The organism is Burkholderia sp. Ac-20365, assembly GCF_017104715.1.
Taxonomy (GTDB): domain Bacteria; phylum Pseudomonadota; class Gammaproteobacteria; order Burkholderiales; family Burkholderiaceae; genus Paraburkholderia.
In genome coordinates, this window is record NZ_JAAGPI010000021.1 from 26,773 (window position 1) to 44,995 (window position 18,223).

Sequence of the window (18,223 nt, forward strand, 5' to 3'; positions counted from 1 at the left end):
TGTTGCCACGCGCTGTTCAATTTATGGCAGATGTCCAGAAAACCGTGTTGATACGCCATTCGGCGGAACAGATGTTCGACCTCGTCACCGATGTCGCCGATTACCCCAATTTCCTCCCCTGGTGCGGCGGCGTCGAGATTCGCCGCCAGGAGGAAAACCTGATGGAAGCGAAGATCGACATCAACTTCAAGGGCATCAAGCAGCACTTCGCGACCCACAACACCCAGGAACGCCCGACGCGCATCGACATGAATTTCGCCGACGGCCCGTTCAAGAAGTTCACCGGCTACTGGCGCTTCACGCCGCTGCGCGCCGATGCCTGCAAGATCGAGTTCGCGCTGCACTATGAGTTCTCGAACATTCTGCTGGAGAAACTCATCGGGCCGGTGTTCAGCCATATCGCGAACACTTTTGTCGAATCGTTCGTGAAGCGCGCCGACCAGCGCTACGGCAAGGCATGAGCAGCAATCTGACCATCGAGGTCTGCTACGCGCTGCCGGGCGCGCAGACGCTGATCGAACTGCAACTGCCGCAAGGCGCGACGCTCAGGCAGGCCATCGACACGAGCGGTATCCTCGCGCGGCATCCGGAAATCGATCTGACGAAACAGAAAACGGGTGTGTTCGGCAAGCTCAAACCGCTGGATACGGTGCTCGCGGATCACGATCGCGTCGAAATTTACCGGCCGCTGATCGTCGATCCGAAGCTCGCGCGGCAGCGGCGGGTCGCAAAGTCGCGCCAGGAGGGATCGGTGGAAGGGCGCAAGTGGCTGCACAAGGATTCGCGCTGACCCGCGATTTCGCGTGAACAAAGGACAAACGGCGCACCGTGTCAGGCGGTGCGCCGTTTCTGTTTGGGGACTCGAACGGGCGGCCAGCGTTCGTGGCCCGGCCCGCATCAGCGGCTAGTGCACAGCCGCCTGAGCCTTGTCTTCGAGCGTCGTGCGGTCGGAATCGTCGTCGGCGTGCTGGCGCACCGACCAGCTGACGCCCGCGACCAGCAGCACGATCGCCGCCAGTTCGAGCGGACGGGGCATCCGGTGGTCGTAAATGAACGCGTAGAGCAGCGCGAACAAGGTCTCGAAGACGATCAGCTGGCCCGACAGCGTCAGCGGCAGGCGCTTGGACGCGGCATTCCACAAGCCGTTGCCGAGCCACGACGCGCCGATCGCAAGTCCCAGATTCAGCAGCCAGAAAAGATGCCAGCGTGCGTCGACATGGGAAGTATCGACCGCCGACGACGGCAGCACAGCCACACCGAGCCACAGCAGCGCACCCAACATCCCCGTCACGACGCCCCACAGCACGGACCACTCATTGCCGCTGAAATGGGTATGCCGCTGCAGATAGCGCGCGTTCTCGACGGCGAACCACGTCCAGCAGGCAAGCGCGCCGACCGCGCAGGCAATCCCGACGAGCTTGGTGATGATTGACCCCGAAGTTTCTCCCGCGCTACCGAACACATCGACGTTGATGCACGCGATACCCGCAACAACCAGCGCGAGCGGCCACGCCAGCCGCGCAAGCGGCACGGCGCCATGATCGCGCCGCCCGAGCAGCGTCACGGTGACGGGCAGCACGCCCACGATCAGCGACGACGGCGCGATACCGACCAGGTGCACGGCACCCGTCAGCAGCAGGTAATAGAGCAGATTGCCCGCCAGCGCAAGCTTGACGAGCGCGTTCAGATCTTCGCGGGTGAGACGGCGCAGCAGCGAGCGTGCGGACGGCAGCGCGGCGACGAGCGACACGACGCCATACATCACATAGCGGCCGGCGCTCAGCAGCACGGGCGAAAAATCGGGTAGCAGCCGCGGCACCAGAAACACCATGCCCCATAACGCTCCCGCCAACATCCCGTACACCACGCCGCGCCGCATTGTCTTGCCCCATCGAAAACTGAAAAGTGCGCGAAGCATAGCGGGTCGGACGGGTTCGCGTCTTGTTCGATCCTGCACTTTGCCGTGCGTCGTCTATGCTGGAAAAAGCATGCCTGACGGCACGCCCGGACGCTCGCACGTTCGAACGAGCATACGAAACCCGTTCGAACGCGAGGCGAACGCAGAAGCGAAATCAGACGGTCGTTCGACGCGAAAAAGCATTGAAGAATTTCGCTAACTGACTGTTCGCGCAGCGAAAACCGGGCGGTATCGCGTATAATCCGCTTTTGCGCCCATAGGATTTGCCATGCGTCTGATCCAAAAAGCACTCACGTTCGATGACGTGCTCCTCGTCCCGGCTTTCTCCGACGTTTTGCCGCGCGACACCAGCCTGAAAACCCGGCTGACCCGCAACATCTCCCTGAACATGCCGCTCGTGTCCGCCGCGATGGACACCGTCACCGAAGCTCGCCTTGCTATTGCCATGGCGCAAATGGGTGGCGTCGGCATCATCCACAAGAATCTCACGCCGGCAGAGCAGGCTCGCGAAGTCGCGAAGGTCAAGCGCTTCGAGTCGGGCGTCGTGCGCGATCCGATCACGATTCCGCCGCAAATGAAGGTGCGCGACGTGATCGCGCTGTCGCGCCAGCATGGCATTTCGGGCTTTCCGGTCGTCGAAGGCGCGCAACTGATCGGCATCGTCACGAACCGCGACCTGCGTTTCGAAACCCGTCTGGATGAGCCCGTGCGCACCATCATGACGCCGCGCGAGCGCCTCGTCACGGTCAAGGAAGGCACGCCGCTCGCCGAAGCGAAGGCGCTGATGCACAGCCACCGCCTCGAGCGCGTGCTGGTCGTCAACGACGCGTTCGAACTGCGCGGCCTGATGACCGTGAAGGACATCACGAAGCAGACGGAACACCCGGACGCCTGTAAGGACGAACACGGCAAGCTGCGCGCAGGCGCGGCCGTCGGCGTTGGCGCGGACAACGAAGAGCGCGTGGAACTGCTGGTGCAGGCAGGCGTCGATGTGATCGTCGTCGATACGGCGCACGGCCACAGCAAGGGTGTGCTCGAGCGCGTCCAGTGGGTCAAGAAGAACTTCCCGCACGTCGAAGTGATCGGCGGCAACATCGCGACGGCCGACGCAGCGAAGGCGCTCGTCGAATACGGCGCGGACGGCGTGAAGGTCGGTATCGGCCCGGGCTCGATCTGCACGACGCGTATCGTCGCAGGCGTGGGCGTGCCGCAGATCTCGGCTATCGCCAATGTGTCGGATGCGCTCAAGGGTACGGGCGTGCCCGTGATCGCGGACGGCGGCGTGCGCTTCTCGGGCGACGTCAGCAAGGCGCTGGCAGCCGGCGCGAATGCGGTGATGATGGGCAGCATGTTCGCCGGCACGGAAGAATCGCCGGGCGACGTGTTCCTGTATCAGGGCCGCCAGTACAAGTCGTACCGCGGCATGGGTTCCGTTGGCGCGATGAAGGACGGCGCGGCTGACCGCTACTTCCAGGACAACTCCGCGAACATCGACAAGCTCGTGCCGGAAGGCATCGAAGGCCGTGTCGCATACAAGGGCTCGGTTGGCGCGATCCTGTTCCAGCTGATCGGTGGCGTGCGCGCTTCGATGGGCTACTGCGGCTGCCGCACGATCGACGAACTGCACGACAAGGCGTCGTTCGTCGAAATCACGGCGGCGGGCATGCGCGAATCGCACGTGCACGATGTGCAGATCACGAAGGAAGCCCCCAACTACCACGTGGACTAATCGCCGATGAAGCCGCTGCTGCGTGCCGTACTGATCATCGATGCTCTGTTGTTGCTGGCGTTCGGGCTGCTGTTCCTGCTCACGCCATGGAAATCGTTGTACGACGCGCTGCAGCTGGTGCAAACGGATCCTGTGCTGGTTGGGCAGGGTGCAGGCATTGCGCTGATCGGTCTCGCGTGGCTTGCACTGCATGCGTCGATCAACGGTGCGATGACGGTGACGACGGCCAAGGTCGTTGGCCACGTGAACTGGCTGACAGGCGTATTGATGCTGGTCTGGCTGGTCGGCTTGCATACACCGCAGTTGACGGGTTTGGGTCAGCTGGTGGCGGTTCTGGTGGCCGTCGTGCTGCTCGTGCTCGGGTTAGGTGGCGTCAGGCTCGCGGGTGCTGTGAAGCGGCGTGAGCGGCTGGCCGGTACGGCCGCCGCTGAGCGTGCCGACCGTGTAGCCGCGCGCGATGCCGAGAACGAGGCGCGCAAGGCTGAACGCGAGCGCGAGGTGGCGCGCCCCGGCGTCGTGTATCCCGCTGCTAGCGGGCCGCATGTCGAGCCGTCGTTGCGCGCTACGCCGGTGAGTCCCGCGACGGGACATCCCGTCGAGCCTGGTCTGACGGCTGCTGCAGCAGCGCCGCGCGCAACCATGCCCGAAGCGGCCGCCGCCGCGCATGAAGATGCGCAGGCGCACGAACGCCGCGCCGAAGTGCACGAGGACGCCGCTGCGCGCGAACGCGCGGCAGCCGAGCGCAACGAAGCCGATGCGCGTGCCGCCGAAGGCAAATCCGGCACGCCCCGGCCGCCGTTTCATGGCTGACCCGCGCAAGCTCACGCCCACTGTCGAACCAACTGGAATCCGTCTGCGCGCAGGTCTTTTATCGAGCTTTTCAGTCGATCACGGCACGCAGCGATGCGGCGCTCAGTCCGCCCACGCCGCGCAAGCCAATCCGTTTCAAATACAACGCCGTTCGGTTCGGTCGCATTGCGGCCCCCACGGCTTTCCCTATCCGTTCTTTTTAGATTCCGTCCGCTGCCATGCATGACAAGATCCTGATCCTCGACTTCGGTTCGCAAGTCACCCAACTGATCGCACGTCGTATCCGCGAGGCGCACGTGCTGTCGGAAATCCATCCGCACGACGTCAGCGACGAGTTCATCCGCGAATTCAAACCGAAGGGCATCATCCTGTCGGGCGGCCCGAACTCGGTGACCGAGAGCGACACGCCGCGCGCGCCGCAAGCGGTGTTCGAAGCGGGCGTGCCGGTGCTGGGCATCTGCTACGGCATGCAGACCATGGCCGAGCAACTCGGCGGCAAGGTCGACGTCGGCCATATGCGCGAATTCGGCTACGCGGAAGTGCGCGCGCGCAACCATACGAGCTTCCTCGACGGCATCCAGGACTTCGCGACGGCGGAAGGCCACGGCATGCTGAAGGTGTGGATGAGCCACGGCGACAAGGTGCTGGAAATGCCGGAAGGCTTCAAGCTGATGGCATCGACGGAATCGTGCCCGATCGCCGCGATGGCCGACGAGGCCCGTCACTTCTACGGCGTGCAATGGCACCCGGAAGTCACGCACACGGTGCAGGGCCGCGCGATGCTCGAGCGCTTTGTGCTGAAGATCTGCGACGCGAAGCCCGACTGGGAAATGGGCAACTACATCGACGAAGCCGTCGAGAACATCCGCAAGCAGGTCGGCAACGAGCACGTGATTCTCGGTCTGTCGGGCGGCGTGGATTCGTCGGTGGCGGCGGCGCTGCTGCATCGCGCGATTGGCGATCAGCTTACCTGTGTGTTCGTCGATCACGGTCTGCTGCGTCTGAACGAAGCCGAGCAGGTCATGTCGATGTTCGCCGACAACCTCGGCGTGAAGGTGATCCACGTCGACGCGAGCGAAGCGTTCATGTCGAAGCTCAAGGGCGTGACGGATCCCGAAGCGAAGCGCAAGATTATCGGCGCGGAGTTCGTCGAGGTGTTCCAGACGGAAGCCGGCAAGCTGACTGACGCGAAGTGGCTCGCGCAAGGCACGATCTATCCGGACGTGATCGAATCGGCGGGCAAGGGCAAGAAGGCCGCGCATACGATCAAGAGCCATCACAACGTCGGCGGTCTGCCGGAAACGCTGAATCTGAAGCTGCTCGAGCCGCTGCGCGAACTCTTCAAGGACGAAGTGCGCGAACTGGGCGTGAAGCTCGGCCTGCCGCCTTCGATGGTGTATCGCCATCCGTTCCCTGGCCCCGGCCTCGGCGTGCGGATTCTCGGCGAAGTGAAGCGCGAGTATGCGGATCTGCTGCGTCGCGCGGATGCGATTTTCATCGAAACGCTGCGTACGTTCATCGACAAGGACACGGACAAGTCGTGGTACGACCTGACGAGCCAGGCGTTCGCGGTGTTTCTGCCGGTGAAGAGCGTCGGCGTGATGGGCGATGGCCGCACGTATGAATATGTCGTCGCGCTGCGCGCGGTGCAGACGCTCGACTTCATGACGGCGCACTGGGCGCATCTGCCGCACGATCTGCTCGGCCATGTGTCGAACCGGATCATCAATGAAGTGCGCGGTATCAATCGTGTGGTGTACGACATTTCGGGCAAGCCGCCTGCGACGATTGAATGGGAGTGATCGGACGTCTTGACGTGCCGGCACTAACCAACGCCTGAATGTTCAAAAGCCCGCGCAAGCGGGCTTTTTTCTTGTCTAGACGCATCGGGGCGACGTCATCGATCGTATCGTCGAACGTTCCTGTTCAGTTCTTCGATATCGACGGACGCGGCAAGAAACGCGCCGCAACGCGGTTTGTCCACGAAACGGAGCCACTGGCTGAACTGGCTGAGAAGGAAGTAGGCAAACATGACGCGCTCCTGTCGATGAAGGTGGTAACAGGCGCGGTCGCTTTGGTGTCGAGTGGCGCGCTGTCGATGCTTCAAGAATAGGGAAGCGCGTAAGCGTCTGACATCGGACGAGGACTAATTTTGAGATGGATGGGCTGCGGGTTACGCTCTTTCCAGCACATACGTCGCGGCAAGCGTCCCGTAGTACGGCTGCAACCCGACGCTGCGCATGCCAAGCCGCTTCATCACATTGATCGATCGTTCATTCGACGGATGCGTGGTCGCATAAACAGCAGGGAGCGCTAGCTGATCGAATGCGAAGCCGATCATCGCCTGCGCGGCCTCCGTCGCGTAGCCTTGTCCCCAATGATCGCGCTTCAGACGCCAGCCGACTTCGACGGGATTGCCCGCTTCGTTTTCGATGTGTTGCACGCAGCCGGCGCCGATGATTTCGCCGCTCTGTCTGCTGATGAATGACCACCACGAAAAGCCGAACCGTTCCCAGCGCGCCTTCGCGGTATCGATGCTCTCGAGCACTTCCGTCTGCGTCGCGGGCGAGCCGTCGCCGAGGAATTGCATGATCAGGGGATCGGAGTTGAGCACGAGCAGCCCGGCGAAGTGAGTTTCGTCGAACGGTTCGAGGCGCAGACGTAAGGTTTCGAGCGTGGTTAGCACGGCGTTGGTCCATCGCATCAACGAATGCTCGCGCATTCTGCGACGACGCGCCAGCTTTCATTCCCGGCGAAAGGGAGCAAAACGCGTGTCGAGTGTACGGGCAATGGATCGATCCTAAAATCGTTGTGCCGACGCGTGGGCGCAGGTCGTTCGATCAGATTCTGGCAAGTATCGAACGGTACTTCGGCCAATCTTTAACGCATCTGAGTGAACGCAATGGACATCGATACTGCTGCTGTTGATGACGCGGTTCTCGCACTTCTTTACCTGACGTTGCACGACAACGACCGCGCATGGAAGAACTTCGATTGGGATGCGCTGAACCGGCTCCACGAGCGGGGCATGATCGATGATCCCGTCAACAAGGCGAAGTCCGTCGTGTTTACCGACGAGGGGCTGCGTGAAGCAAAGCGGCTTTTCACAAAACACTTCATGCATGCCGGTGGCAAAGACGCGTGACGTTAGCGCGCCGCGTGCTGCCGTTCCTGTTGCGTGCGCGCCAGATCACGCGCCCGGGCAAGCGCCGAAGCAATCGCATCGAGCACCCGGTCGCGCGCATCGTCACTGTCCTGGCGTAGCGCGAAAGACGGGTGATAGGTCGCGATCACCTGCATGCCGTCCACATCGAGCGGCTTGTCGATCCAGTCGCGCAAGCTGACTTTCTCGCGCAGCAGCGCACTCAACGCAGTCGCGCCCAGCGTCACGACGACAGCAGGCTTCACACGCTCAAGCTCCCGTTCGAGCCAGTACCCGCAAGCGTCGATTTCCTGCTGCGCCGCGGTTTTATGCAGACGCCGCTTGCCGCGCAGCTGCCATTTGAAGTGCTTGACGGCGTTGGTCAGGTAGAGGCTCTCACGCTGCAAGCCCGCGCGCTCGATCGCCATATCGAGCAGCTTGCCTGCCGGGCCGACGAACGGCTTGCCCGCGAGATCTTCCTGATCGCCCGGCTGCTCGCCGATCAGCATGATCGAAGCATCGAAGGGACCGATGCCATCGACAGCCTGCGTCGCGTGCCGCCACAATTCGCAGCGCCTGCAGGCGTCGAGCGTCGAGGGCTGCTGACGCGTGGGCTGCGCGCTGTGCGCATCGACAGGCACGCTTTTGCCGCCCAGTTCGCCGACGCCGCGCGCCTGCGCGAGCCGCTGCGCGCCGCTTTTCGCTTCGCTGATCATCGACGGAATCAGGTGGCCTTCCGGCAAACCCTTCCAGAAGCGCACGGGCATGTGCTGTTCGAGCGCGGTTTCGTTCAGTCGTGCCGGATTGAACGTGCTGCGGTAGTAGGTGAGCCAGAGCGCTTCGGCTTCATCGGCGCCGTGCCTGGCATGATCATGGGACGACGCCGGACGACGCTCGAGATGCAACGCGCGGCCGTCCCACCATGCCGCGCTGTCGGGCGTCGAAATGAGCCACGTCGAACGCCCCATGCGACGCGCGAAATGCTCGGCGCACCATGCGAGCACGTCATGGTCCGGTTCGTACCACGCGACATATTCGGGCAGATCCGGCGCGGGCGCATCGTTGCCGGGCTCGCGCAGCCGGAAACGCACATACGCGATCATGTCGTGCTTCGCGCGGCGCACAGCTTTGGCCATCTTGTAGAGCCGGGCGCCGTCGCTGTCTGCGGGCGATGCTACGGATCGATCGCCGCCATGCCAGCGCCAGAGCACGCGATACAGAAACGCCCAACGCGCCGTATCGCGATAGAGCGCTGCGTCCTTCAGCAACTCGGCGAGGTCGCGGGAAATGCGGACCTCCGCAGACACGCCGCTCGCGAGCGCTAGAGGTTCAGCGTCATCAAACAGCGCGGAGGCGGCCGCGCGAGCTTCGTCGCCATCGATACGCCAGTCGATCTCTTCCGGCGCCACATGGCCTGCGAGCGCTTGCAAGGCAGCTTCACGCCACGCCGTATAGCTGTCTTCGATCGCAATGACTCGCATGCGCGTGCGCTCGCAGTCAGAGCAGCGACAATTGCGCGGGCGGCGGCGTCAACGCGTGCCGCAAGCGCTGCGTCGACATGTCGTCCTGTGCGGGACGATAGTCGTCGGTGACGACGAAAGGCCGCGTCTTGCCCATCGCGCAGCGCAACTGCACGAGATCCTGATAGCGGATACGCCGCGAGCGCCGCAGTTCCACCAGACGCTTTGCATTGCGCATGCCGATACCCGGCACGCGCGCGATCATGCGCGCGTTGGCGCGGTTCAGATCGACGGGAAAGCTGTCGCGATGACTCAATGCCCATGCGAGCTTCGGATCGATATCGAGCGCGAGGTTGCCGGGTTGGTCGAACAGTTCATCGACGCGAAAACCATAGCCGCGCAGCAGAAAATCTGCCTGATACAGACGATGCTCGCGCAGCAGCGGCGGCGCTTGTGCGGGCAACGCCGTCGGGCTGTCGGGAATCGGGCTGAACGCGGAATAGTAGACGCGCTTGAGTTGATACGAGCCGTACAGCGTTTCGGCCGTCTGCAGAATGGTGCTGTCGCTGGTGTCGTCCGCGCCGACGATCATCTGCGTGCTTTGCCCGGCAGGCGAGAAGCGGGGCGCCTTTGCGTCGCTATCGGCTTCGTCGCGGGCGAGGCGGATCGAACCCATTGCCAGGCGAATCGTGCGCGCGCTTTTTTCGGGCGCGAGCCGTTCGAGGCTGATTTCCGTCGGCAGTTCGATGTTCACGCTCAGGCGGTCCGCGTAACGGCCAGCTTGTGCGATCAGTTGCGGATCGGCATCGGGAATGGTCTTCAGATGGATATAGCCGCGAAACAGATGATCTTCGCGCAGCGACTGCGCGACGCGCACCAGCTGCTCCATCGTGTAGTTGGACGACTGGATCACGCCCGAGCTCAGAAACAGCCCGTCGATGTAATTGCGCCGGTAAAAATCGAGCGTGAGACTCACGACTTCTTCCGGCGTGAAGCGTGCGCGGGGCACATTGCTCGTGCGCCGGTTCACGCAGTACTGGCAGTCGTACAGACAGAAGTTGGTCAGCAGGATTTTCAGCAGCGACACGCAGCGGCCGTCGGGCGTGAAGCTGTGGCAGATGCCTGAGCCCGTGCTGGCGCCCAGCCCTTCGCCGCCGCGCGAACTGCGTTTCGGTGCGCCGCTGCTCGCGCAGGACGCGTCGTACTTGGCGGCGTCGGCGAGTATTTCGAGCTTTTTGAGCAGTTCCATGGCGGACAGCGACACTGTATATGTGTACAGTATTTTACGCTGTCCGCTGATGTCCACAAGTCAGGGAAGGGAGCCAATTCCGTCGCTGTCCTGGCTTTGTTTCGTTTTTCGATCCGAAAGCTGTACAGCGTGAATGGAAAAAACGCGGCGCTGATTGCGCCGCGTTTTATTCGACCTGGTCGCTCGAGCGAGCAGGACAGTCTCTTAGATCGCCACTTCCGGCGGCGCCTGGCGGAACAGGCGCGTGATCCAGCACAGATACACGAGACCGAGCACGAACCACACCGCACCGAGCACGAGCGCCGTCTTCTCCAGGCTCGCGAGCAGCCAGATATCCGACACCGCGCCGATCAGCGGAAACACCAGCCCGCCGAGCACGCCAATCTTGCGGTCGCCGTGATTACCCGACAGATACACACGGATCACACACAGGTTCACCGCGGTGAACGCGAGGAATGCGCCAAAGTTGATGAACGACGTCGACGTCGCCACATCGAGCTTCAGCGCGATCAGCCCGACGATGCCCGCAATCGCGATATTGATCGCCGGCGTCTTGTAGCGCGGATGGATATAGCCGAAAAAGCGCTTGGGCAGAATCTCGTCGCGGCCCATTGCATACAGCAACCGGCCGACGCTCGCCTGCGCCGAAATCCCCGACGCGAACTGCGCCAGAATCAGACCCGCGAGAAACACGGTCACGAAGATGTCGCCGCCGATCATTTTCGCCACTTCGAACGCAGCCGAATCGGTGTCCTTGAACTCGACGCCCGGGTGTGCAAGCTGCATCGTGTATGCGGCGATCACGAAGATCGCGCCGCCAATCAGCGCGATCAGCAGGATCGCACGCGGCATGTTCTTCTTCGGATCGATGGTTTCTTCCGTCAGCGTCGACACGGCATCGAAGCCGAGATACGAATACGCGGCAATCGCTGCGCCCGCCATCGTCGCGCCGAGCGGCACGTGCGGCTTGAAGAACGGCTCGGCCATCGCAATACCGCCGGGACCCGCCGCTGCCGACGCATAGTGCCAGCACAGCGCGACGAACATCGCGACGATCGCCAGCTGCACGACCATCAGCACGATATTGAAGCGCGCAGCCAGTTCGATACCAACGATGTTCAACCCGCTCGTCAGCACGATAAACGCGACGATCCAGATCCACGACGGCACGTGCGGAAACGCGGCGTTCAGATACGCCGCGCCGATCAGCCAGATCACCATCGGCAGGAAGAAATAGTCGAGCAGCGTTGCCCAACCAATCATGAAGCCCAGATGCGCATTGAAGGTCTTGCGCGTGTACGTATATGCCGAGCCGGCGACGGGAAAGAGTCGCGCGAGCTTGCCGTAGCTGAGTGCCGTGAACGCAATCGCAATCAGCGCGAGCAGATAGGCGAGGGCGGCTGTATCGTCGGACGCCTTGGCGAGCACGCCATAAGTGCCGTAGACGATCAGCGGCGCCATGTAGGCGAGGCCGAACAACAGCACGGACGGCAAGCCGAGCGTGCGCTTCAGGTGCGACGGTTCAGAGGATGACGACGCTTGCATGATTTCTCCTAAAGCCAGGCCAACAGGAATGGCCGATATGGATGTCGTATGGATGCCTTATGGCTGGCATTTCGACGGACGTGAGCGCACACGCACGGGGCGCGCATGCCCCGTGCGGTATGTTCCTTGCAGACTGCTGAAAAGCGGTTAGTCGTTTCGGCGGCGGCGCGCTTCGATCATCAGCGCGCGATGGCCGTTCGACTGTTCGACGGGCACGAGGCCAAGCGGCACCCGTGCATCGTGCAGATAGTTGTAGTGCTCGCGGCTGGCTTCGAGCCGCTTGAAATCGATCGTCGCCTTCGTCACCGTTTCGTCGCCGCCCAGTTCGAGCACGGTCTCGCCGAACGGATCGATCAGCGCGGACAGGCCGGGGAAGCTCAGGTTGTCGTCGCCGGTGCCGCAGCGGTTCACCATCAGCGCGAACATCTGGTTTTCCATCGCGCGCGCCTGGATTGCGCGGCGATGCACGGGACCGAACGGGTCCATGTTGCCGTTGGTGACGATCAGCAGATCGGCGTCGAGCGCGGCAACCGCGCGCGCGGATTCGGGAAACTCGATGTCGTAGCAGATCAGCAGGCCCACGGTGAGGCCGTTCCACATGCAGGTCTCGTAGCGGTCGCCCGGCGTGAACACGCCCACGTCCGATGCCCACAGATGCGTCTTGCGATAACGCAGCGCGATCTCGCCTTGTTCGTCGACCAGCACAGTCGTGTTGTAGAACTGGCCGCCGTCGCGTTCGGCAAGGCCGACAGCGACCGACACGCCTTTTTCGCACGCCGCGTTGCGCACGGACGTCAGTGCCGGGCCGTCGAGCGTCTGCGCGACATCGGCGACGTTTTCGCGCGTCGGAAAGCCCGACAGCGAGGTTTCGGGGAACACGATCAGCTTCGTGCCGCCCGCCGTATCGGCGCGCTGGATCGTTTCGATGACCTTGCGCGTATTGTTCGCGACGTCGCTGTCGATCAGCGCGAGTTGCGCCAGTTCTACCTGCATGTATTGCCTCCTTCCAGATGCCTTTCAGTGTCGTGCGCTGTGCTGCCAGTGTGCTCGTGCCGCGCGATTCTTGCGTCGCGCAGAACAGTGCGTGCGCCGCCATTGCTCGTATTGAGGCTGATTATCGGGGTATTATTTTTGTCTTGAAATTACCCACGAGGGTTACCCTCACCGGAGGACACGATGGACTTCGAATGGCGAGATCTCGCTTTTCATCGGGAGATCGGTTCGGCCATCGATGCCCTCGACGGGCCGCATTTCTGGGCGCGCCTCACGCGCGTGCTGGAGCGGCATGTCGGTTTCGATAGCTGGGTCGCGCTGCGTTTTCACCGCGATGCCGCGCCGCTCGTGCTCGCCGAACAGGCGCTGCCCGACGGCAAGATCGACGTGATGTTCCAGGATTATCTGGCCGCGCTGTATCAGCTCGATCCGTTCTATCTCGCCGCGTTCGAAACGCAGGCGTCGGGCTTCTACACGCTCGCGGACGTCGCGCCCGACAACTTCCGGATGACCGAGTATTACCAGCGGTACTTCAAGAAGAATATCGTCGGCGACGAGGTGCACTTCAATGTCGTGATCGATCGCGATCACACGATGGGCTTTTCGCTCGGCAAGACGAGTCGCTACGATGAGCGCGAGATTGCGTTGCTGACGCTGTACTCACCGTGGGTGCTCGCGCTGATGCAACAGCGTTTGCGCTTCGAGAAGTTCGTCGTCGAGGAGGTGCCGCGTGCGTCGGAAAGCGACGGGGCAGATCTGCACGCGCGCTTCGGCATGCTCACCGGCAAGAACGGGCGCGGCGCGTTGACTGCGCGCGAGATCGAAGTGGCGATGCTGTCGTTGAGCGGGTTTTCGTCGCGCGCGATCGCTGAGAAGCTGTCCATTTCGTTCGAGACGGTGCGCGCACACAAGAAGCACATCTACGCGAAGCTGGGCGTCGGATCGCAGTCCGAACTATTTGCGATGTTTTATGAGCCGGGCAGGGCGGTTGAATCGGAGTGATGCTGTTCGGTAGCGTGATCAGAGCGACATGCGCGGCGCACAGTGTGCGCCCGCGCATGGATCAGCGCATGGGCCAGATGACTCAGTAACGGTCGAGCCGGTTGCCCGCGATACGCACGCGGTCGCCGGGATGCAGATCGCCGGGCGTGCCGACGTCGAACGCGCGCACCGAGCCGTCGTTGAGTTGCACCGAAATACGGTAGCCACCCGGCGACGACGCGCCTGCCTGCTGACCCAGTTGATTACCCGCGACGGCGCCGCCCAGCACGCCGATAGCCGTTGCCGCATCGCGTCCGTGGCCGCGTCCGAACTGATTTCCGATCACACCGCCCACGACCGCGCCGATCACCGTTCCGGCGACGCCGCCCGTCGTCACGGCGCCCGGATTCGCGAGCGGCTGGATCGACGAGACTACGCCGTATTGCTCGCCGTAGCCCTGCTGCGGCTGCTGGTAAGCCTGGTTGTTCTGCCAGTCGGACTGCTGATCGTAGCCGGGCTGTTGCTGATACTGCGGCTGTTGTGCGTAGGGCTGCTGATACGGCTGCTGATACTGCGGCGGCTGCACGTAACCAGGTTGCGCATAGGCAGGCTGTGCCGGTTGCGCGTAAGCCGGTTGCGTAGCGTAAGTCGAGCCATAGCCCGATGCATAAGGCGAATTGCCAGGGACGACGCAGCCTGCGAGCGGCAGCGTGACGCAGAGCGCGATCAACGTCGTTCGAACGATCGGGCGAGCAAAACGGGTGTGGGTCATGTTGCGTAATTGTCGTGGCGCCACCAGCTGTGGACGGCGACGAGTATAGGGAAAGGCAGATCGTTATTGACGCGCGGCTCGCGTAACAGTGTGTAAATTGCGCCTCGGATAAAAACGTTTTGCGAAACGATCGCGCGAGCAGGAAATGGATCGGAGAGGGACGGCTCAGAAGCGGAAGCCGGTGCCGACGTCACAATTGCCGCCGATCCCGCCACTGCCGCCGCCGATGTTGCAGAACACGCCGCAGCCCGACAACGCGAGCGACAGAACGACGCTCGCTACGACTACCTTCACGAACCACACGATCCGACCCCGCTGGGTGCTCGCGCAGATAGTGGGTTTGACGGCGCGCTTCGGTTGAATCGAGACAATGGCAGGTGAAAATTTTTGAAGGGACATGGGGAGTCGTGCATCGGCAAAACTCACAACCATATCTCGGCGAGAAATGCCATCCCATACGACAAATCCTATTCCTGGGTGTGTCCTCTAGGCGTCTGACAAATCCATTTCGCAACGTCCTGATAAAATGACCGAGCCGCAACGTAGTGGACTGCAAATGAAATTGCTTGATGCACTTGTCGAACAACGGATTGCCGCCGCGGCCGCGCGCGGCGAGTTCGATGATTTGCCGGGAACCGGCGCACCGCAGGTTCTCGATGACGACGCATTGGTGCCCGAGGAAGTTCGAGTCGCGAACCGCATTCTGAAGAATGCGGGCTTCGTGCCGCCTGCCGTCGAACAATTGCGGGCGCTCCGCGACCTTCAGAACGAACTCGATGCCGTCAGCGACAGCACGACGCGCTGCCGCCTGCAGGCGAAAATGCTGGCCCTCGATATGGCGCTCGAATCGCTGCGCGGCGGTCCGCTCACGATGCCGCGCGAGTATTGCCGCCGGATCGCCGAGCGTCTGTCGGAGCGCGTCGCGATCGAGCCGGCCGCCGACGCGGGGCAGGCGTGAGCACGGGCGTCGATTCTGAAGTTGTGTCGGCTTCGATTCCTAATTCATCTGAAGATTCGCCCGTTCCTTCGTCCGGTGAAGCCGGTGCGAATGACGCCAGTGCGCCCGCACTAGAACCCGTCCCCATTTCCGAACGCGATCTCCATTTCATGGCGCTCGCGCAGGCTGCTGCCGACGAGGCACGCGCGGCCGGCGAAGTGCCCGTCGGCGCCGTGCTGGTGCTCGGCGACGAAGTGATCGCGAAGGGATTCAATCATCCGATCGGCGGACACGATCCGTCCGCGCATGCCGAGATGGCCGCGTTGCGCGCCGCTGCGCAAAAACTCGAGAATTACCGGCTGCCGGGCTGCGAACTGTATGTGACGCTCGAACCGTGTCTGATGTGCGCGGGCGCAATCATGCACGCGCGCATTGCACGCGTCGTATTTGGCGCGCGCGATCCGAAAACGGGCGCGTGCGGCAGCGTCGTCGATGCATTTGCCAATCCGCAGTTGAACCACCATACGACCGTCACGGGCGGCGTGCTCGAAGACGAGTGCGGCGCTGCATTGCGCTCATTTTTCGCCGACCGCCGACGCGCCGCGCGGGAAGCGCGTGCCGCGGCCGCATTGAAAAACGAATCGGACACGGACGCTTCGCGCTCCGACAATTCCCAGACCTCCTGACTTGCCACTGCCCATGGCCAAGCACCGCACCATCGAACTGATCGCGCCTTCCGGCTATCCGCACGATCCGAACGCGATTCATCTGGCGCTCAAGCGCTTGCGCGCGCAAGGACATCACGTCGAGAACGTCAACGCGACGCAGCGGCGCTATCAGCGTTTCGCCGGCACGGATGGCGAACGCGCGGCGGAAGTGAATCACCTCGCGGATCCGTCGCGTGAATTGCCGGATATCGTGCTCGCCGTGCGCGGTGGCTATGGCGCGGTGCGGATACTGCATGGTCTGGACTATCGTGGCTTGCAGCGGCGCCTGACCGATCAGCCGATTGCGTTTTGCGGACACAGCGATTTCACGGCGCTGCAGCTCGCGCTGCTGTCGCAGGCAAACGTGACGACTTTTGGCGGGCCGATGCTTGCCGTCGATTTCGGCGCGGAAAACGTCAGCGATTTCACGATGAAGCATTTCTGGAAAGCGCTGACGTCGGAAACGTTCACGGTGTCCAGCACGGTTGCCCAGCCGCAGACGGTCGAGGTGTCGGGCACGCTATGGGGCGGCAATCTGGCGGTGCTGGCGTCGCTGGTTGGTTCGCCGTATATGCCGCCCGTCGAAGGCGGCATCCTGTTCGTCGAAGACGTGAACGAACAACCGTTCCGGATCGAGCGGCTGATTTATCAGCTGCATCTGGCGGGCATTCTGGAACGGCAACAGGCGCTTGTACTCGGAGATTTCTCGGGCGGCAAACCCTTCGACTACGACAACGGCTACGATCTGCGCGCGATGGTCGAGCAGGTGAGGTCGGTGGTCGGCATTCCGATCGTGACGGGCCTGCAGTTCGGGCACATCCCCGATATGGTGACGCTGCCCGTGGGCGCCGACGCGCATCTCGTTTCGGGTGCGCATGGGTTCAAGCTGACGGTGTCGGGGCATCCTGTGCTCGACTGACTTCAGCGCTCCGTGGCAAATCGATGGGAAGGCGAGGTGACTCGCCTATATTTTTGGGGTTCATTCGCAACTAACTGTCTGTCAGATCGCACCCCTGCAAATGCTGATACGCCACCACGAAGCCCACTTTTGTTGACAAAATGGCCAGCAAGACAAGCGGGTTCCGACCGGCTTGTTTACGTCAAAACCTTTATCCAGCAACAGACATAGCCGCTTTCGATACATTTTCGGCAGGTCAGTCCAAACCGAAATTGTCGAAAATCGACTGTCAAAATTGTTGACAATTTTTATGTCCATCCTAAGATGGACTCCATAACAGCACGATCATCATGTCCGAGACACCCAACGCCACTGCGAGCAACACGAAACCCGAAGCGATCGCCGAGCGCATCCGCGCCGCGATCCTCGAGCATCGGCTCGCGCCCGGCGCGAAATTGACGGAAGCCCAGTTGTGCGAAGTGTTCGGCGTGAAGCGCGGACCGATCCGCCAGGCGCTGGCCCAGTTGGCCACCGACCATCTGGTGGATCTGGAACCGAACCGCGGCGCGTTTGTCGCGAGTCCGTCGCTGCAGGAAGTGCATGAAGTGTTCGAGATGCGCCGGATCATCGAGCTGGCTGTCGTCGACAAGATTTGCGCGAGCCAGGGCTCGCGGCGTTTGAAGAACATCGGCGGGATGATCGCGCGGGAGCGCAAGGCGTTCGAATCGCGCGACTTCCCGGCGTGGATCAGGCTGTCGGGCGAGTTCCATACGGAACTTGCGTCGTTGACGGGCAACACGGTGCTGTGCGATTGCCTCGACGGTCTGGTGGCGCGCTCGACGTTGATCTCGGCGCTGTATGAATCGCTCGGCCGCAGCCCGTGTTCGTTCGAGGACCACGAAGCGATTCTCGCCGCGCTCGATGCCGGCGACGCAAAAACAGCAGGCGCGCTGATGTCACGTCACCTGCAAAGCGTGGAGTTGAAGATGCTGGATCGGCCGGCTAGCGGTGGGACCGATCTGCACGAAGTATTCGGCACGCGCGCGATGAAGGCCGCAGCCGGCTGACGTTGATCGAAGTGC

General features: G+C 62.5%; 20 protein-coding genes. 12 read left to right on the forward strand and 8 right to left on the reverse strand.

Annotated features, from left to right (window positions below; translation table 11 throughout):
- Positions 1–23: 23 nt before the first annotated feature.
- Positions 24–461 (forward strand): type II toxin-antitoxin system RatA family toxin, encoded by a 438-nt coding sequence (locus G3O01_RS27985; RefSeq protein WP_205809840.1) that lies wholly within the window; start codon positions 24–26, stop codon positions 459–461.
- Positions 458–790, forward strand: a complete 333-nt coding sequence (locus tag G3O01_RS27990; RefSeq protein ID WP_205809841.1) for an RnfH family protein — start codon at positions 458–460, stop codon at positions 788–790. Before G3O01_RS27985 ends, G3O01_RS27990 begins: the two co-directional genes overlap by 4 nt.
- Before the next feature lie 114 nt (positions 791–904).
- Here the strand turns inward: G3O01_RS27990 and G3O01_RS27995 are convergent, their stop codons facing one another.
- On the reverse strand, positions 905–1,879 hold the full coding sequence (locus G3O01_RS27995; protein ID WP_205809961.1) for a DMT family transporter: 975 nt from the start codon (positions 1,877–1,879) through the stop codon (positions 905–907).
- 307 nt (positions 1,880–2,186) lie between these two features.
- On the opposite strand from G3O01_RS27995, the gene guaB reads away from it, so the two are divergent.
- From guaB to G3O01_RS28015, 4 genes are all read left to right on the forward strand, one after another.
- Positions 2,187–3,647: an IMP dehydrogenase gene (gene guaB / locus G3O01_RS28000; protein ID WP_205809842.1), complete on the forward strand. Its 1,461-nt coding sequence runs from the start codon at positions 2,187–2,189 to the stop codon at positions 3,645–3,647.
- A gap of 6 nt (positions 3,648–3,653) precedes the next feature.
- Entirely contained in the window at positions 3,654–4,457 is an 804-nt protein-coding gene (locus G3O01_RS28005) for a hypothetical protein (RefSeq protein ID WP_205809843.1), read from the forward strand.
- A 218-nt stretch (positions 4,458–4,675) separates the two neighbouring features.
- Complete coding sequence (gene guaA, locus G3O01_RS28010; protein WP_205809844.1) at positions 4,676–6,259, forward strand: glutamine-hydrolyzing GMP synthase; 1,584 nt, start codon at positions 4,676–4,678, stop codon at positions 6,257–6,259.
- A 38-nt stretch (positions 6,260–6,297) separates the two neighbouring features.
- Entirely contained in the window at positions 6,298–6,570 is a 273-nt protein-coding gene (locus tag G3O01_RS28015; protein WP_205809845.1) for a hypothetical protein, read from the forward strand.
- 60 nt (positions 6,571–6,630) lie between these two features.
- Here the strand turns inward: G3O01_RS28015 and G3O01_RS28020 are convergent, their stop codons facing one another.
- Positions 6,631–7,161: a GNAT family N-acetyltransferase gene (locus G3O01_RS28020; RefSeq protein ID WP_241024318.1), complete on the reverse strand. Its 531-nt coding sequence runs from the start codon at positions 7,159–7,161 to the stop codon at positions 6,631–6,633.
- Between the two features lie 198 nt (positions 7,162–7,359).
- Between G3O01_RS28020 and G3O01_RS28025 the strand changes: the two genes are divergently transcribed.
- On the forward strand, positions 7,360–7,602 hold the full coding sequence (locus G3O01_RS28025; RefSeq protein WP_205809847.1) for a DUF6429 family protein: 243 nt from the start codon (positions 7,360–7,362) through the stop codon (positions 7,600–7,602).
- Between the two features lie 2 nt (positions 7,603–7,604).
- Here the strand turns inward: G3O01_RS28025 and G3O01_RS28030 are convergent, their stop codons facing one another.
- The 4 genes from G3O01_RS28030 to G3O01_RS28045 form a co-directional block, all read right to left on the reverse strand.
- A complete protein-coding gene (locus tag G3O01_RS28030) occupies positions 7,605–9,080 on the reverse strand; it encodes a UdgX family uracil-DNA binding protein (RefSeq protein WP_205809848.1) in 1,476 nt (491 codons plus the stop codon).
- A 16-nt stretch (positions 9,081–9,096) separates the two neighbouring features.
- Complete coding sequence (locus tag G3O01_RS28035; RefSeq protein WP_205809849.1) at positions 9,097–10,308, reverse strand: putative DNA modification/repair radical SAM protein; 1,212 nt, start codon at positions 10,306–10,308, stop codon at positions 9,097–9,099.
- Between the two features lie 204 nt (positions 10,309–10,512).
- The gene (locus G3O01_RS28040) at positions 10,513–11,853 is read right to left on the reverse strand and encodes an APC family permease (protein ID WP_205809850.1); all 1,341 of its coding nucleotides are present in this window, start codon (positions 11,851–11,853) and stop codon (positions 10,513–10,515) included.
- A gap of 147 nt (positions 11,854–12,000) precedes the next feature.
- Positions 12,001–12,846, reverse strand: a complete 846-nt coding sequence (locus G3O01_RS28045) for a carbon-nitrogen hydrolase family protein (protein ID WP_205809851.1) — start codon at positions 12,844–12,846, stop codon at positions 12,001–12,003.
- Between the two features lie 183 nt (positions 12,847–13,029).
- On the opposite strand from G3O01_RS28045, the gene G3O01_RS28050 reads away from it, so the two are divergent.
- Positions 13,030–13,848, forward strand: a complete 819-nt coding sequence (locus tag G3O01_RS28050; RefSeq protein WP_205809852.1) for a helix-turn-helix transcriptional regulator — start codon at positions 13,030–13,032, stop codon at positions 13,846–13,848.
- A gap of 82 nt (positions 13,849–13,930) precedes the next feature.
- On the opposite strand, the gene G3O01_RS28055 is transcribed toward G3O01_RS28050, so the two are convergent.
- Both G3O01_RS28055 and G3O01_RS28060 read right to left on the reverse strand, forming a co-directional pair.
- A complete protein-coding gene (locus G3O01_RS28055) occupies positions 13,931–14,599 on the reverse strand; it encodes a glycine zipper 2TM domain-containing protein (RefSeq protein ID WP_205809853.1) in 669 nt (222 codons plus the stop codon).
- 165 nt (positions 14,600–14,764) lie between these two features.
- Positions 14,765–14,998, reverse strand: coding sequence for a hypothetical protein (locus G3O01_RS28060; RefSeq protein ID WP_205809854.1), 234 nt, complete (start codon positions 14,996–14,998; stop codon positions 14,765–14,767).
- Positions 14,999–15,155: 157 nt separating this feature from the next.
- On the opposite strand from G3O01_RS28060, the gene G3O01_RS28065 reads away from it, so the two are divergent.
- From G3O01_RS28065 to G3O01_RS28080, 4 genes are all read left to right on the forward strand, one after another.
- Positions 15,156–15,557 (forward strand): DnaJ family domain-containing protein, encoded by a 402-nt coding sequence (locus G3O01_RS28065; protein WP_205809855.1) that lies wholly within the window; start codon positions 15,156–15,158, stop codon positions 15,555–15,557.
- Positions 15,558–15,682: 125 nt separating this feature from the next.
- The gene (tadA, locus tag G3O01_RS28070; protein WP_346779225.1) at positions 15,683–16,222 is read left to right on the forward strand and encodes a tRNA adenosine(34) deaminase TadA; all 540 of its coding nucleotides are present in this window, start codon (positions 15,683–15,685) and stop codon (positions 16,220–16,222) included.
- Between the two features lie 13 nt (positions 16,223–16,235).
- Positions 16,236–17,162, forward strand: a complete 927-nt coding sequence (ldcA, locus tag G3O01_RS28075) for a muramoyltetrapeptide carboxypeptidase (RefSeq protein WP_205809857.1) — start codon at positions 16,236–16,238, stop codon at positions 17,160–17,162.
- A gap of 329 nt (positions 17,163–17,491) precedes the next feature.
- A complete protein-coding gene (locus tag G3O01_RS28080; protein ID WP_205809858.1) occupies positions 17,492–18,208 on the forward strand; it encodes a GntR family transcriptional regulator in 717 nt (238 codons plus the stop codon).
- Positions 18,209–18,223: the final 15 nt, after the last annotated feature.